This is a genomic window from Novosphingobium lindaniclasticum LE124 (assembly GCF_000445125.1).
Classification (GTDB): Bacteria; Pseudomonadota; Alphaproteobacteria; order Sphingomonadales; family Sphingomonadaceae; genus Novosphingobium; species Novosphingobium lindaniclasticum.
Genome location: NZ_ATHL01000076.1, coordinates 220,014 through 233,568, shown reverse-complemented (window position 1 = coordinate 233,568; position 13,555 = coordinate 220,014). Strand labels below are relative to the sequence as shown.

Here is a 13,555-nt window from a genome sequence, read left to right as displayed (position 1 = left end):
CTCATGGTGGCGACGAGGCGTCCGCTAGAACGTATGTATGTCAACTGTGTTACGGTTGTTCCATATGATCGTCATCGTGGAACGGATCGCTTGTCTGTTCGGCTCGCCCTGTGGCAATGTGCCCGGATATATGCCGCTCGTCGGCCTGGGCGCCCAAACAATATTATTCAAGAGACTGGCGAAGATACGTGAGAACTGCCGAAAATCCGGAACATTCATCGCAAGACCGTTTGATTCGCGCTGCTTTGGAGGTCTGGAGCAATGAGGGTCACGCAGCGATGTCCGCTCGCAACCTTTCACGTGCAACAGGTTTGCCGACCTCCAGCATCTATCATCACTTCGGCTCTATGGAACAGTTGTTGCAATCGGCTCAGGCGGCTGCGCGTGACGCGGCGCAAGCATGGTGCAGCATGAAACTGGATGAGATGTCTGGAGGGCCGGAAGGCGGCGGCGGAGAAGCGATCGCGCGTGCTCTAGCCGTTCTGATTGACGACTGGACGGCCGAACGGCGGGAACTCGCTTTCGCATGGAGTCAATGCTACCTGTTGGCGCAGCGTGACGAGGGCTATGCTGCAGCGATAAATTCGTGGCGTAGCCTCTGGGCAGATTTCTGGCGCGATATCTGCGGGCGTGCAGGACTCGCCGAATACGGCGCCGTGACGTCGCACCTTTTCGAGGGGACGTGTCAGCATCACCTCATCCGCTGGAATCGTATGATCGACCGGGCTGCCCTCGATGAATTCTGTATGGGATGGGGGCATTGGTTGTCCGGCTCGCTGGTAGAGGAGGGGCCTTGGCGCCGCCATGCGCGCGGGATTGCCCTGAAATCCGAACCGGAAGTTCCGGCGAAGAACGGGGTGGCCGAAAAGATTTCGAATGCAGCGGCGGACGTGGTCGAGAATCTGGGCGTGGCTGGCTTGACTCATCGTGCTGTCGCGGCCCGCGCCGATGTGACCCTGGGTGTCGTCTCGTACAACTTTCGCACCAGTGCCGACCTCGTCCAGGCAGCGTTCGAAGTCCTTTATCGAAGGCTCACGGACCAGTTGCACGACAGGCCGGGCGAACCTCACCTGCCGGACGAACCGATCGGAGCCTGGAAAAATTTCCTGTCGCAGCCGCGCAGGCTCGTAGCCATAGAGGAACTCACCTTGGCCGTCGCACGCGATCCCGGCCTGCGTGATTTCGCTCCTCAACTTCGTTATCTGCGTGGACGAAGCAGCCGCTTGCAGCTTGTCGGCCAGCTCAAGAGACGTCTGGGAGGTGAAGTGCGCGTTTCACCTCTCGATGCCGCACTCTATTCGAGCATGATCTCCGGTCAGCGCCGGGCGCTGACCGGCAGGCCGCAGGCAGAGGTGGAAGCCAGCCTCGACGAGGCGGCCCGACTCGTTGGAAACCTGCGCCGCGCGGGTTGATGGAGAGGCGGACGCCCAGGCCGCAGGGGCATGGGCGTCCTTCGAGGTCAGCTCAGAAGCTGGCCGAGGCTGAGAAAAGAACCGTCGAGCCGGCGATCTGCGAGCCGTTCTTGGTCGACGAGAAGTTCGGCTGGAGATAGGCACTCTGTGACTTCGAAATGTCGGTATCGACGTAAGCCACGCCGAGAACGACCGGTCCGAGCGCGAGGTCGGCACCGAGCATCCAGTCCAGATACTCACCGGTCGGAGCGACGCTGGTGCCGTTGGGCCCCAGGCCGGAGTTGCCGTTGGAGTAGCCCAGGTGCGCCTTGAGCGTCAGCGGAGTGCCGGGAATGGCGGTGTTGCCATCTGCCCAAAGGTACAGGTTGTCGGTCTTGGCGCCGAAGTTGCCAATGCCGTCCGCATAGTCCGCCCCGCTGGCGTAGACTTTGCCGAGCGCTTGCTGCTTGGGTGCATAGGCAGCGCCGACGAGCAGGTTGGCCGGGCCGACCGTGCCCGAGAGCTTGACGTAAGGCTCGGCGAAGTCGGTGTCGGAGGCACCGCCCGGATACATGTACCAGGTGAGGCCCACGTCCACCTTGAGGCCGCTGGCGACTTCGGCGGCGTATCCCGCCACGAGATCGAGTTCCATGTTGGATCCGCCGAACGTTCCCCAGCCCGCCAGGTTCGACGCCCAGGTGCCGACGTAGATGCCGCTTTCGTGCGAAACGGTGATGCCGCCCTGAACGGCCATTTCCTTGTCGGTCTGCGAAACACCGCGGAAGCGGTAGTCGGAAACGAGGCCAACGGTGCCGGACACGGTAATCTCGCTCGGGGCCTCTTCCTGGGCCATTGCGGGAGCGGAGAAAGCCAGACCGGACGCGGCGAGGCCGAGCAGGCTTGCTGCAAGACGGATTTTCATATGGAACGCCCTCATGGTGACTGATGTCGCGTTCCATCCTGCGGCCTGCAGCCGGATCCTACGTTTCGTGGCGGATCCGTTTCGTGCAGACATCGGCATCATTGCTGTAGACGGTGCCTTGGTCAATCCTGTTTTTACGGTGCACCGTCATGGCGATGTTCGGGCCTGCAAAAAGAAAACCGGGCGGCTCCTGAGAGCCACCCGGCAAGAAGAAGGGACGCAGGTGCCCGCGTCTTGAAAGCGCGGTAACTCCGTCAGGCGGCGACCGGCAGGGGGCGCAAGATCGGCTCGGGTCCGGTCACGCGGTCTGCATGGCCGCTCTGGCGGCGGCGGTTGAGCCATTCGCTGATGGTCTCGGCGGTGGTGTGATCCATGACCTTGAGCTGGCCCAGGTCGAGATGGACCGGGCGGCCGTGCGGCAGCTTTTCGAGCACCTTGTTGAGGCGGGTAAGGCCCAGGAACGTCGCGCCGCCACCGAGGGCGAGGCGGGTCGATTCGTCGGACTCGTGCTCTTCCACTTTCAGCTTGAGGTTGCGGAAGTGCGGAGCCAGTTCGAGCACCGTCAGTGCCAAGCCCGCCAGCACGCCGGTCAGCAGGTCGGTGGTGACGACCAGAACGAACGTCACTGCCCAGATCACCGCCGGGAAGGCGCCGTAATTGTGGAACAGGTGACGCACGTGGCTGATGCTGACCAGGCGCCAACCCGTCACTACCAGAACACCGCCCAGCGCAGCCATCGGAACTTCACGCAGCAGCCAGGGCAGGAGCGCGATGAAGGCCAGGATCCAGGTGCCGTGCAGGATCGTCGAGAGACGGGTCTTGGCACCGGCCTGGACGTTCGCGGAACTGCGCACGATCACGCCGGTCATCGGCAGGGCGCCGAACACGCCGCAGAGCAGGTTGCCGATGCCCTGGGCGCGCAGTTCCTTGTCGTACTTGGTACGCACGCCGTCGTGCATGCGATCCACCGCAGCGGCCGAAAGCAGCGTCTCGGCACTGGCGATGAAGGCGATCGCCAGCGCGGCGACGATCAGGGCGGGGTTGCCGAGCGGCGCGAACCATCCGCTATCGGTCGGCAGCGTGAAGGCGGCGCCGATCGATTCAGGCACAGCGATGCGGGCGACGTCCAGGCCCAGGGCCCAGGCGGCGGCTGTCGCGGCGACCACGCCGAGCAGAGCGCCGGGAACCAGGCCCATGCTCTTCGGGCGGACCTTTTCCCAGCCCAGCATCACGACCATGGTCAGCACGCCCAGCATGACGGCGAGTTCGGTGGAGGCCAGGTTGGAAGGGTCGAGACCCAGCACGCGCGAAGGCATCATCGCCAGGTTTTCGAGCCCGCTCGACATCGGCTTCTCGTCGAAGAGGATGTGGAACTGGCCGATCACGATCAGGGCGCCGATGCCGGCCAGCATGCCGTGGACCACTGCCGGGCTGATCGCGCGGAACAGGCCGCCGAGGCGAAGAGCGCCGGCCACGAGCTGGAACACGCCTGCCAGCAGCAGGACGGGGCCAAGCGCTTCCAGGCCATGCTCACGCACGAATTCGAAGACGATGACTGCAAGGCCGGCCGCCGGGCCGCTCACCTGGAGAGGCGAGCCGGCCAGAAGGCCGACCACGAGGCCGCCGATGATGCCGGTGACGAGGCCTTTTTCAGGCGGAACGCCGGAAGCGATGGCGATGCCCATGCAGAGCGGCATCGCCACCAGGAACACCACGATCGAGGCCGTGAAATCCCTGGCGAAGAACGCGAAAGGCCCGCTTCGCGCAGCCTCCCCGGCAGCGGCCGGGGAGGGGTTGGACGCTGCGGTCGTCACTCTGCGGCCTCGGCGTATTCGGTAGCGAAGCGGTTCTTGGCGGCAAGGGCCACGGGCAGCGGGCTGTCTTCGCGCAGCGGCACGAACTGGCCGGTGTCGCCGTCCAGGCCGAGAACCTGGCCGGCGTGAATGTCCACGTACCAGCCGTGCAGCGTCATTTCACCGCGCGCTATCGCCGAAGCGACGAAGGGGTGGGTGCGCAAGTGGCTGATCTGCGCGATGATGTTCTCCAGAGTGATCGCGCGGACCCGCTCATCGCCTTCGAGTTCGCCGTGGCAGGTGCTGACGATGTGCTCGGCGGCTGCGCCGTGCTTCAGCCATGCCGCCACGTTCGGCATCGTTTCGAGACCGGTCGGATCGGCCAGGGCCTTCATGGCGCCGCAGCCGGAGTGGCCGCTGATGATGATGTCCCGCACACCGAGCACGGCAACGGCATATTCCACCGTGGAGGTGACGCCGCCGTTCTGCGTCGCGTAAGGCGGAACCATGTTGCCGGCGTTGCGGCAAACGAAGAGATCGCCCGGCTGCGCCTGCATGATCTGCTCCGGCACGATGCGCGAGTCCGCGCAGGAGATCATCAGGGCCTTGGGTTCCTGACCTTCATTGGCGAGCTTTCCGAACAGTTCGCTGCTGGCGGGAAAGATGGTCTTCTCGAAATGGAAGACGCGTCCGATCAGTTCATTCACTCTCGTCACCTTTCTTTGTTTCGGGTGCTCCGCGCGCGCCGGAGGGGTGGGGGGAACGGGGCGCGGAGCTTGAGAAGAAAGGTACGGATTGCTGTTTTCAGCCGTCGTGCGGATTTGTCAGGAAATGTTGCTGCACCGCAGCGTAGGTGAACGAAAATTCAGCCAAAATCCCCGGATCACGGGCACTTTTTCCCGGATCGCTTCATGTTTCCGCCTATTGCCGAACTTTAACAGGCATTTGGCGGAAGGGGGGACGCCCTTCGTCGCACCGAGCGCTCAGTGCGTCGTGATCGGCAAGCGAATCGTGGCTCGCAAACCACCCTCGGGCCGGTTGCGCAGGTCCAGCGTTCCCCCTTCCAGGCGCACGGCCTTGCGTACGATCGGAAGGCCCAGGCCCATGCCGGCGGTGTCGCGGGCGCGGGCCGTGTCGAGACGCACGAAAGGTTGAAGCGCGTCGGTAATCCGCTCCTCGGGAATGCCCGGGCCGTCGTCATCGATCGTGATTTCCGCCGCTCCGCCATCCCGGCGCAGCCCGACGCGGACGTTTCCGCCGTAGTGGAGAGCATTCTCTATCAGGTTGGACAAGGCGCGGCGGATCGACACCGGCCTCGCCATGATTTCCAGGGAGGAAAGACCTTCGTAAGTCGCCCTGGCGCCCCGGTCGGCAGCCGTGTCGACGAGCGTTTCCGCCATGATCGCCAGGTCGATGCGCTCTGCCGGTATCTGGGTGCCTCCGGTATCGACATAGGCCTGGATCGAATCGAGCAGCATCCGCATCTCGTCGATGTCATGGTTGATGCCGTCGCGAACCACCGGATCGACATCCCCGTCGTCTAGCCGCAGGCGCATCCGCGAGAGAGGCGTCTTGAGGTCGTGACCGATCGCAAGCATCGTATGCGTGCGGTCGACCATGGACTGATGGATGCGTTCCTGCATCTCGTTCATGGCGCGGATCAGTTCGCGCATTTCATCGGGCCCGCGTTCCGGCACGGGACGCGGCGGCCCGGCGTCGAAGTGACGCGTCGCCCGGATGAGCGAACGCAGCGGATTGAGAGCGGCGCGCAGAAGCAGCCAAGCTAGCGACATCAGCAAGAGGGTCGGCAGCAGCAGGCTGGCGAAGCGGCCGATGCTCAGCTTCCAGGCGGAACGGGCATGCGTGCGGAAGTCGAGCACCGTGCCGTCCGCAAGGCGGAGCGAACCACCAATATTGCCGTCGCGCGGAATGGATTCGAGATGAAGCTCGAGGTCGCTCTGGGCGAGTTCCGGCTCAATTTCGATGACCTGAGCCCGCAGATTTGCAAGCCGCAGCGACCCTCGGTAGCGCTTGGACTGGTCGATCAGCGTCAGCGAAAACTTCGCCGTGCTGAGCGCCGAGGTGACGGATGGACGCTCCTCCGCATCCGAGTGCTCGATCGCGCGCCGCGCCAGAACCAGGTTTTCGGCGATGCGCTGGGCATCGTCGCGGCGCAGCTCGAACGTGTTGGCGCGCTCGAACAGCACGGTATTGCAGATCACGTCGATGACGAAGACCAGCAACAGAACTGCTATCAGCCGCTCGGGCAGTCCGAAGCGCCGGAACAGGCGGAACCGGCGCAAGGACATCAGGCGCGCGAAACCTCGGCCTTGAACATGTAGCCGACGCCGCGAACGGTGACGATCGGCGATTCTCCGCCTTCGGCCTGGAGCTTGCGGCGCAGACGGCTGACGAGAACGTCGACGCTGCGGTCCGAACTGTCACCCAGGCGCGAGCGCGAAAGCTCGATCAGCCGCTCGCGGCCGAGCACGCGCTGCGGATAGGCTAGGAAGGTGGCCAGCAGGTCGAACTCGGCGCCGGTCAGGTCCACCATGGCGCCGGTGGGGGAGCGCAATTCGCGGCGGGCCATGGAGAGGTTCCAGCCTTCGAAATGGATCGATTCCGGGGTGCGGCCGTCTGCCACGGTTTCGCTGCCGTTGAATTCGGTCGTGACCGGATTGTTGCCGCCCCGGCGCAGTACGGCGCTGACGCGGGCGGCCAGTTCACGCGTGCTGAAAGGCTTGGCCAGATAATCGTCGGCGCCGAGTTCCAGTCCGAGCACGCGGTCTTCCTCGCTCCCGCGGGCGCTGATGAAGATTACGGGGATGTCGCATTCGCGGCGCAGGCGGCGGAACAGGTCGAAGCCGCTGGTGCCCGGAAGCATGATATCGAGCACGACTAGGCTGACCGGGCCTTCGCGCAGAGTGACCCACATTTCGGCACCCGTCGCGGCAGTCAGAACGTTGAATCCGCTCTGACGCAAGGCGCGGGAAGTAAGGGTGCGCAGAGGACCATCGTCCTCTACCAGCAGGATCGTCGGTGTGGGCATCGGGCCTTCATCGAGATGGCGATAGATGGGGGCTGTTATGTTGCTCATCGTCTCTTCATGTTGGATGTAGGTTTTCAGGTGCCGCTTGGCAAACGGCCTGTGCGATCTGTCGGCACAGAGGACAAGGATCCGCCAAGCCGGAACGACACCGGGCTGTCCGCTATCGGAAACCCATGCCCCGCCGAGGGCTGGGCGACTGCGAGAAGGAGGGTCTCATCTGATCGGGTCTCTGGTTCGCTCGCTTGCGAAACTGGCCGTTTCGGATTTCTCGCTTTGTGCAGAAATGTTACGAAACATGTCTATGTGAAACTATCACATGGCTGGGGCTGGGGCCGGCGCTGCGGCGTGGCCAAGGGTAGTCGGCTTCAGGTGCCGCGCAGGAGGCATTCCTCTTCGCGCTCGCGTGGGAACTCGCTACAGTTCCACCGGGCATCGCCGAGCGCGCCGGCTCGCCGAACATAGGTAAAGGAGATGGTGTCCACGGACGCGCCGGGGAGCGGCAGAGCGTGTGCCTTGCGGGCGGGATCGGTCCAGCCGATGAAGCGGCAGTCCGGCAGTTTGCCGCAGCGCTCTTCGGCAAGGCGCGGGAACGAGGCGGAGGCGTTTCCCGGCAAGGCCACGAGGAACAGGTCGTCATCCGCTTCGCGCGCTTGCGGCTCGCCATGCGCGATCGCCGGAGCCGGATCCGTTGTGCCTGCCAGGTGCTTTCCGGGCGACGAAAGGCTACCCAGCCGCGCGAGGTCAGGCTCTCCGCCACGGTAGCGCCGACCGAAAGCCGAAGGATCTCCCGCCGCGCCGCGCCAGCCGAAAAACAGATGGCTATTGACGACTGCCAGTTGGTTCATGGCGCGGTCCCAGGGCGGTGCAACCCAATACGTATGATAATGCGTCGCCTGGCCGACGAGGCTCTCCACGCGGCCGAGAAGCATTTCGGCAGCCCGGTCGCGCGCATCGCGCCAGTCGCGCGGGGAGGGACGGCGCCGGCCGAGAGACCCGTCGCAGGTGAAGGTGAACTGGCATCCCGTCACCCGGTCGGCGCCGGCAAAGACGACGCCGCAGATCGTGGACGGAAAAGCGGCATGGCGCACGCGGTTGAGTACGACTTGCACCACGGCGCGCTGGTCCGGGGCTTCGCGACCGGCCTCGTAATAAGCCGCGGCGGCAAGGCAGTCGATGGCTCGATCGCGATCCTGTGGTCCGGCATCGAAGTGGAAGGGGGCCGCAGGCGGTAAGTGCATGCCTGCCGATGGCACAGCGGTATTGAATGTGCGTGCGAGGCTGGGGGCGAGTTCTTGCTGACGCGGTTCGGCAGAGAGCATGTGGGCGGGGGTGAGTTGCCGCGTCGTGATCGGGCTACGCCCCGGAACAGGTCCAGCAGGCGTGAGCGCGGCTGCCGCACCGAGTAGAAGGAGGCTCGGCCGGCTCACCGCAGGCGGCCCCGGATCATGCGTTTTGATTGGCGGCTGCGGGGTGGGTGCCGTCCACGAGCCTGACCGCGTCCTCCGAATCGCAGGCGCGCGCCGGGCCGCTGGCGAACGACCGCGTGATGCGCAGAAGCGTATCGGCCACGACCATGACTTCTTCCGGCATCGGATGGCTGATGAAATGAACCGGGCTTGCGGTTAGGCCGTAGGCGCCGCTGTTGTGCACGGCGATCAGGTCGCCTTCGTCCAATCGGGGAAGTTCGACACCGCTGGCGAGACGATCGATCGAGGTGCAGAGCGGGCCTACTACGTCCACCGCCTCCGTCTCGTCGGCAGAACCGTTTCGAACGCCGATGCTGTGCATTCGATAACTCCGGCGCATCACCATGCCGAAATGGCCGGACGCGGGGAGATGGTTGTTCATGCCGCCGTCGCAAATGGCGATCCGTCTTCCGCGCGAGGTCTTGGTGGAGACTACCCTCGTGACGAAATACCCCGCTTGCGATACGAGATAGCGGCCAAGTTCGAGCACTATCTTGGCATTCGTGAAGCGGGGTTCTTTCCTGAAAGTGGAAAGTTCACCATTCAACATCCTGGAAACAAAACGTAAATCGACCGGCGTCTCGCCTTGGTGATAGGGAACACCCAGACCTGAGCCCATCACCAGCATCGCGGGCTTGACGTCATGCGCCGAACAAAGCCGCGCGAATATATCTAGCAGGTGTCGGTAAGTCTCCGCGATCACGTCCGCTTTGAGGCATTGCGTTCCCGCGTAGATGTGAAATCCGGCTAAGCTTAGTCCTGTAAGAGACTGAATTATGGAGATCGCGTCATGTGCCACTTCCATATCGATGCCGAATGGCGTGGGCTTTCCGGCCATCTGGTCTCCAAAGCCCTTGGGCAGGCTTTCGGGCGATATCCGCACGAGAACCGGCTGCACGCGCGCTGCCTGCCGGGCGATCCGATCCGCGATGCGCGCCTCTCGCAGGGACTCGATCACCAGGTGGCCCACACCGGCGCGGATGGCCTCGCGGATTTCCGCCTCGCGCTTGCCGGGGCCGGTGAAGCTCAGCAGAGCGGGGTCCCAGCCGGCCTCCTGAGCCAGTCGCAGTTCTCCCGCCGAAGAGATGTCGAGATGATCCACTTCGCCGGAGAGCCACTCCAGCAGAGCGGGATTGGGGTTGGCCTTGACCGCATAGCTGAGGCCCAGATCGGGGCCGAAGTTGGTTCGCAGCAAGGAAATGCGCTGCTCGATCCGCTGGGTGAAATAGACGAAGCACGGCGTTCCAAAACGGTCGGCGGCCCTTTTCAAAAGTTCGTCCTCGTCGGATCGAGTCACGCTGCCAGCTTCCGGGCGAAATCGAGGATGCTGGCGGCGGTGTCGAAGTTTTCCAGCGTAACGTCCTCTGCACGGATTTCAGCGCCGGTCTCCCGCTCGATGAACAGGATGAGGTTCAGCATGGCGACCGAATCCAGGGCGCCGCTGGAGAAAAGCGGCGTTTCGGGGGCGACTTGGCCTTCCAGAGCGGCGAATTGGGCGATGCTGCGGATCAGGCTGGACTCAGTCAGAGGCATGTCAGGCAAATCCTTGTAAAAGATAGATTCATGGAGAATCATGAAGGGATGGGCCGGCGGAAGCGACCCGGCATTCGCGGATGACTTCCGGACGCGAGAGCTTGCCGCTGGCGGTTCGTGGCATGGGTTCCGGCCACAGATGTATGCGGTGCGGCACCATGTAGGCAGGCATGGCGGCGCGGCAGTGCGCCAGCAGCGCTTCGCGAGTGCCGCCCACAAGCAGCGTGACCGCAATATGGACGGCCTGGCCGAGCAGGTCGTCCTGTACGCCGAAAGCCACGACATCGGCGGCAATTCCGCTGCGGTAGACGAGGTCCTCCACTTCATCGGGGCTTACGCGGTAGCCGCTGGTCTTGATGAGTGCGTCGTTGCGGCCGACGAACCACAAGTCGCCATCTTCATCGATGCGGACGATATCGCCGCTGTAGACCACCGGCTCGTCACCGAAGCGATCGAACAACTCCGGGCAGGGCCGGATCTTCTCGGCCGTCGCTTCGGGGCGATTCCAGTACCCCTGGCTGACGAGGGGGCCGCGATGGACCAGTTCACCCTGCTGTCCCGGCGTGGCAAGTCCTTCGCCGTGGCGGATGACGAAGACTTCGGCGCCCGGAATAGCTCGGCCGATCGAGCCCATCTTGGCGGCGAAGCGGTTGGGGTGAAGGAACGTCGAGCGGAACGCCTCCGTGAGCCCATACATGAGGAATATCTGTGCATTAGGTAAGACAGATGGCATTATTTCGAGCGTGCTTGCCGGTATGCGGCCGCCCGAGTTCGTTATGAAGCGAAGCGCCGGGAGCGGCGTTCGTGCGCTCGCCAGATATCGCACGATCTGGATCCACAGTGGCGGGACCGCTGCCAGCCCGGTCACGGCGTGCTTTACGAGCGAGGCGACGATCTCGCTTGCCATCGGCACGCTCTGGTGCACCACGCTGCCTCCGGTGAGCATCATCGTCGTCAGCTGGTTGAAGCCGTAATCGAAGCTGTAGGGCAGCACGCTCAGCAGCCGATCGGCCCCAGTCAGATGCAAGTATTCGGCGACGGACCGGGCGCCTTGCAGGATGTTGCCATGGCTGAGCATCACCCCCTTGGGCTGGCCGGTGGAGCCGGAGGTGTAGATGATGGCGGCGAGATCCTCGCTGAGCCTGGGAACCGCCGCGATTTGCGGAACCTGCGGTTCGCCAGGCGGGAAACGGACCTCCGAGACGGGCAGTACGCGCGCCGACTCGATCCCGCCGGCGATCACGGCGCGGGCCAGCGCGGGCTCGAGGATGAGAAGTCGCGCCCCGCAGTCATCGGCGACATAGCGTACCTGCTCGGCCGTCCAGGCCGTGCTGATATCCACCAGCACCGCGCCGACGCGGGTCACGCCCAGGATCGCCGCGACTTCCGTGATGCCTTTGCGCACTTGCACCAAGATGCGGTCTCCGGGGCCGACTCCGTGAACCTTGAGGATCGCGGCGACGGTGGCGGCATAAGCGTCGATTTCGGCGTAAGTGGCTTCGCGCTCGGGATCGATCAGAAAGACCGTGTCGGCGCGTGCCGGGAGGTTCGCCGCGAAAAGATCGTGCAGGGTGGCGGCGGTCATCGCATCGGGCCCAGTCGGGGATAGATCCGGGCCGGCGAACCGACGACGATCGAGTCCGCTGGAACGTCGGAGGTGACAGCGGTATTGGCCGCGATGCGCACTCGGTCGCCGACGCGGATCGCGCCCAGCACGGTCGAGTTCACGCCGACGAACACGTCGTCCCCGATGACCGGAGCGCCCTCGCGCATGTTCGATCCAATGGTGACGTTGTGCATCACGCCGCATCGGTCTCCGATCACCGAATGGGGATGGATCGACAGCGAACCCTCGTTGTTGACGATATGAAAGTCTTGGCCCAGCGTGGTCTCGGGAGGGATCCATATCTTGGTAAGATTGGCCAGGAAGAGGTTGGCGAGACCGTAAGTCCTGGAAACGAAAAAGCGCGCGAAGGGTAGCCGAAGGCCTTGGCCCCAGCGGCCGTAGCGATAGAGGCACAGGGACAGGAAGGCGCCGCCGAGCAGGGTCCCGCCGTGCCGCCGGTAGTCGCCGCGCAAGGTGGTCCATGCGCTGGAGACCTTCGGAACGCGCAGGCGGCCGGCCTTGTCCTCAAAGGAGGTCGAGGGTGCGCTCGATCTCGTCGATGTCCGCTGTAAATGCATCCTGGGTTCCTTCCCCGACCACCATTGCGTAGTCCTGTCCCTGCCGGTCGGTGAGCAGCTTGAGTGCCGATACCGCGCGCAGCGGCGGTTGGATGACGAAGGCGCAGGCGCCCGGCGGCATGGTCACCAGCCCGTGCACGAGGTGGCTGCCCTCGACACCGGCGACGACTTCGGCGCCGCCGCAGGCGTCGACGATTTCCGCCAGAGTCGCGTTGCTGGGATCCAGCACCGTGAAACCGCGGCGCTGCGCCAGATGCTCGGAAACGGCGCGTTCGTTCAGCAGGATCCGGGCATCGCCGGTACGGCCGCGCAGAAGGAACACGCCGGGGTGCCGCCTGGCAGAGGGTCCGGCCAGCCGCCTGCGCATGGCCTCTGCCCGCAACCGCTTGTTCTCGTTGTGTGCTGCGTCGTCGAACAGCACGAGTTCTCGAAAGAAGGCGGAAGTGCCGCGTCGAGGGCGCATGTCCATCGCGTGTTCGTAGGCCGGAACGTGGCCCTTGAGTTCACGGGTGGTGAAGGGAGCGCCCAACCCCTCTACGAGGCTGTATGTCAGGCAGTCGTCGCTGAGCCAGTTGCCGAACCAGCGGTTGCCCACCCACGACTCGAACAGGGCCATGCGCGCCTCCTCATGGGGGGCAAGAGCGATGGGGAACGCGCTGGAGCGGCGTCGCAGATGCCGGGCGCCCCCCCCGGCGTAGAGGATTCCATCGTGAAGCAGAGCATCCTTGAGCCGGTAGGCTGTGGTCGCGTCATGCTCGGCTTCGAAACCGCCTCTGAAGTGGCGGACCACCTGATCGACGGAGGCGAACTCGGCCCCGGCAATCCGCTCGTACTGTTCCGGCAAGGCCCTCGCACGGCGGACTTCCGACCGCGATGCCGGAGCGATCTGCCAACGTTCCACGGCGGCAGCGACAATGTCGGGGCGCGGCCGTTTCAGCAGGCGCGCGGCAAGGGCCGCGGCCGGTCGTGCCGACAGGACCCGGCGTTGTGCGAGGCGCCTGGGGGAAAGCGCCGCTTCCAGGGGCAAGCCGATGCTCACGGCTGCACCGATCCGGTCGCACCGGTGGCAGCGGCGGCAGGCGGTGGGAGCTGGCAGCAGGATCCGGGCAAGGCGTGTCTCCGCAAACTCTGGCGAGGTTCGCACGGACCGGCCCGCCCGCGCATCCGGGGGATCGGGTTCCCACGGCCCACCGGTCAAATTCCATTCGGAAAAGTCG

The 13,555-nt window shown here is 64.5% G+C and carries 13 protein-coding genes; 2 read left to right on the top strand and 11 right to left on the bottom strand.

What is annotated here, in order from left to right:
* Positions 1-188: 188 nt before the first annotated feature.
* Positions 189-1,412 (top strand): TetR family transcriptional regulator, encoded by a 1,224-nt coding sequence (locus tag L284_RS0124240; protein WP_160172119.1) that lies wholly within the window; start codon positions 189-191, stop codon positions 1,410-1,412.
* A 52-nt stretch (positions 1,413-1,464) separates the two neighbouring features.
* Here the strand turns inward: L284_RS0124240 and L284_RS36220 are convergent, their stop codons facing one another.
* Positions 1,465-2,313 carry a TorF family putative porin gene (locus L284_RS36220; protein ID WP_021234228.1) on the bottom strand — a complete coding sequence of 283 codons (849 nt, stop codon included), beginning with the start codon at positions 2,311-2,313 and terminating at the stop codon, positions 1,465-1,467.
* Positions 2,314-2,326: 13 nt separating this feature from the next.
* On the opposite strand from L284_RS36220, the gene L284_RS47950 reads away from it, so the two are divergent.
* The gene (locus L284_RS47950; protein ID WP_152524664.1) at positions 2,327-2,551 is read left to right on the top strand and encodes a hypothetical protein; all 225 of its coding nucleotides are present in this window, start codon (positions 2,327-2,329) and stop codon (positions 2,549-2,551) included.
* A 16-nt stretch (positions 2,552-2,567) separates the two neighbouring features.
* On the opposite strand, the gene L284_RS36215 is transcribed toward L284_RS47950, so the two are convergent.
* The 10 genes from L284_RS36215 to L284_RS36175 form a co-directional block, all read right to left on the bottom strand.
* Positions 2,568-4,127: a SulP family inorganic anion transporter gene (locus L284_RS36215; protein WP_021234227.1), complete on the bottom strand. Its 1,560-nt coding sequence runs from the start codon at positions 4,125-4,127 to the stop codon at positions 2,568-2,570.
* Complete coding sequence (locus tag L284_RS36210) at positions 4,124-4,813, bottom strand: carbonic anhydrase (RefSeq protein ID WP_031342234.1); 690 nt, start codon at positions 4,811-4,813, stop codon at positions 4,124-4,126. The genes L284_RS36215 and L284_RS36210 overlap by 4 nt, the downstream gene beginning before the upstream one ends.
* Before the next feature lie 276 nt (positions 4,814-5,089).
* Positions 5,090-6,415 carry an ATP-binding protein gene (locus L284_RS36205; RefSeq protein ID WP_021234225.1) on the bottom strand — a complete coding sequence of 442 codons (1,326 nt, stop codon included), beginning with the start codon at positions 6,413-6,415 and terminating at the stop codon, positions 5,090-5,092.
* Positions 6,415-7,155, bottom strand: coding sequence for a response regulator transcription factor (locus L284_RS36200; RefSeq protein ID WP_031342233.1), 741 nt, complete (start codon positions 7,153-7,155; stop codon positions 6,415-6,417). Before L284_RS36200 ends, L284_RS36205 begins: the two co-directional genes overlap by 1 nt.
* 365 nt (positions 7,156-7,520) lie before the next feature.
* Positions 7,521-8,393, bottom strand: a complete 873-nt coding sequence (locus L284_RS0124235; RefSeq protein WP_021234223.1) for a cell wall hydrolase — start codon at positions 8,391-8,393, stop codon at positions 7,521-7,523.
* Positions 8,394-8,598: 205 nt separating this feature from the next.
* Entirely contained in the window at positions 8,599-9,918 is a 1,320-nt protein-coding gene (locus L284_RS36195; RefSeq protein ID WP_021234222.1) for a type III PLP-dependent enzyme, read from the bottom strand.
* Positions 9,915-10,154: an acyl carrier protein gene (locus L284_RS36190; RefSeq protein ID WP_021234221.1), complete on the bottom strand. Its 240-nt coding sequence runs from the start codon at positions 10,152-10,154 to the stop codon at positions 9,915-9,917. The genes L284_RS36195 and L284_RS36190 overlap by 4 nt, the downstream gene beginning before the upstream one ends.
* A 28-nt stretch (positions 10,155-10,182) precedes the next feature.
* On the bottom strand, positions 10,183-11,739 hold the full coding sequence (locus L284_RS36185) for an AMP-binding protein (RefSeq protein ID WP_021234220.1): 1,557 nt from the start codon (positions 11,737-11,739) through the stop codon (positions 10,183-10,185).
* Complete coding sequence (locus tag L284_RS36180; protein WP_031342226.1) at positions 11,736-12,338, bottom strand: serine acetyltransferase; 603 nt, start codon at positions 12,336-12,338, stop codon at positions 11,736-11,738. Before L284_RS36180 ends, L284_RS36185 begins: the two co-directional genes overlap by 4 nt.
* Positions 12,286-13,377, bottom strand: a complete 1,092-nt coding sequence (locus L284_RS36175) for a glycosyltransferase 61 family protein (protein ID WP_021234218.1) — start codon at positions 13,375-13,377, stop codon at positions 12,286-12,288. The genes L284_RS36180 and L284_RS36175 overlap by 53 nt, the downstream gene beginning before the upstream one ends.
* Between the last annotated feature and the right edge of the window lie 178 nt (positions 13,378-13,555).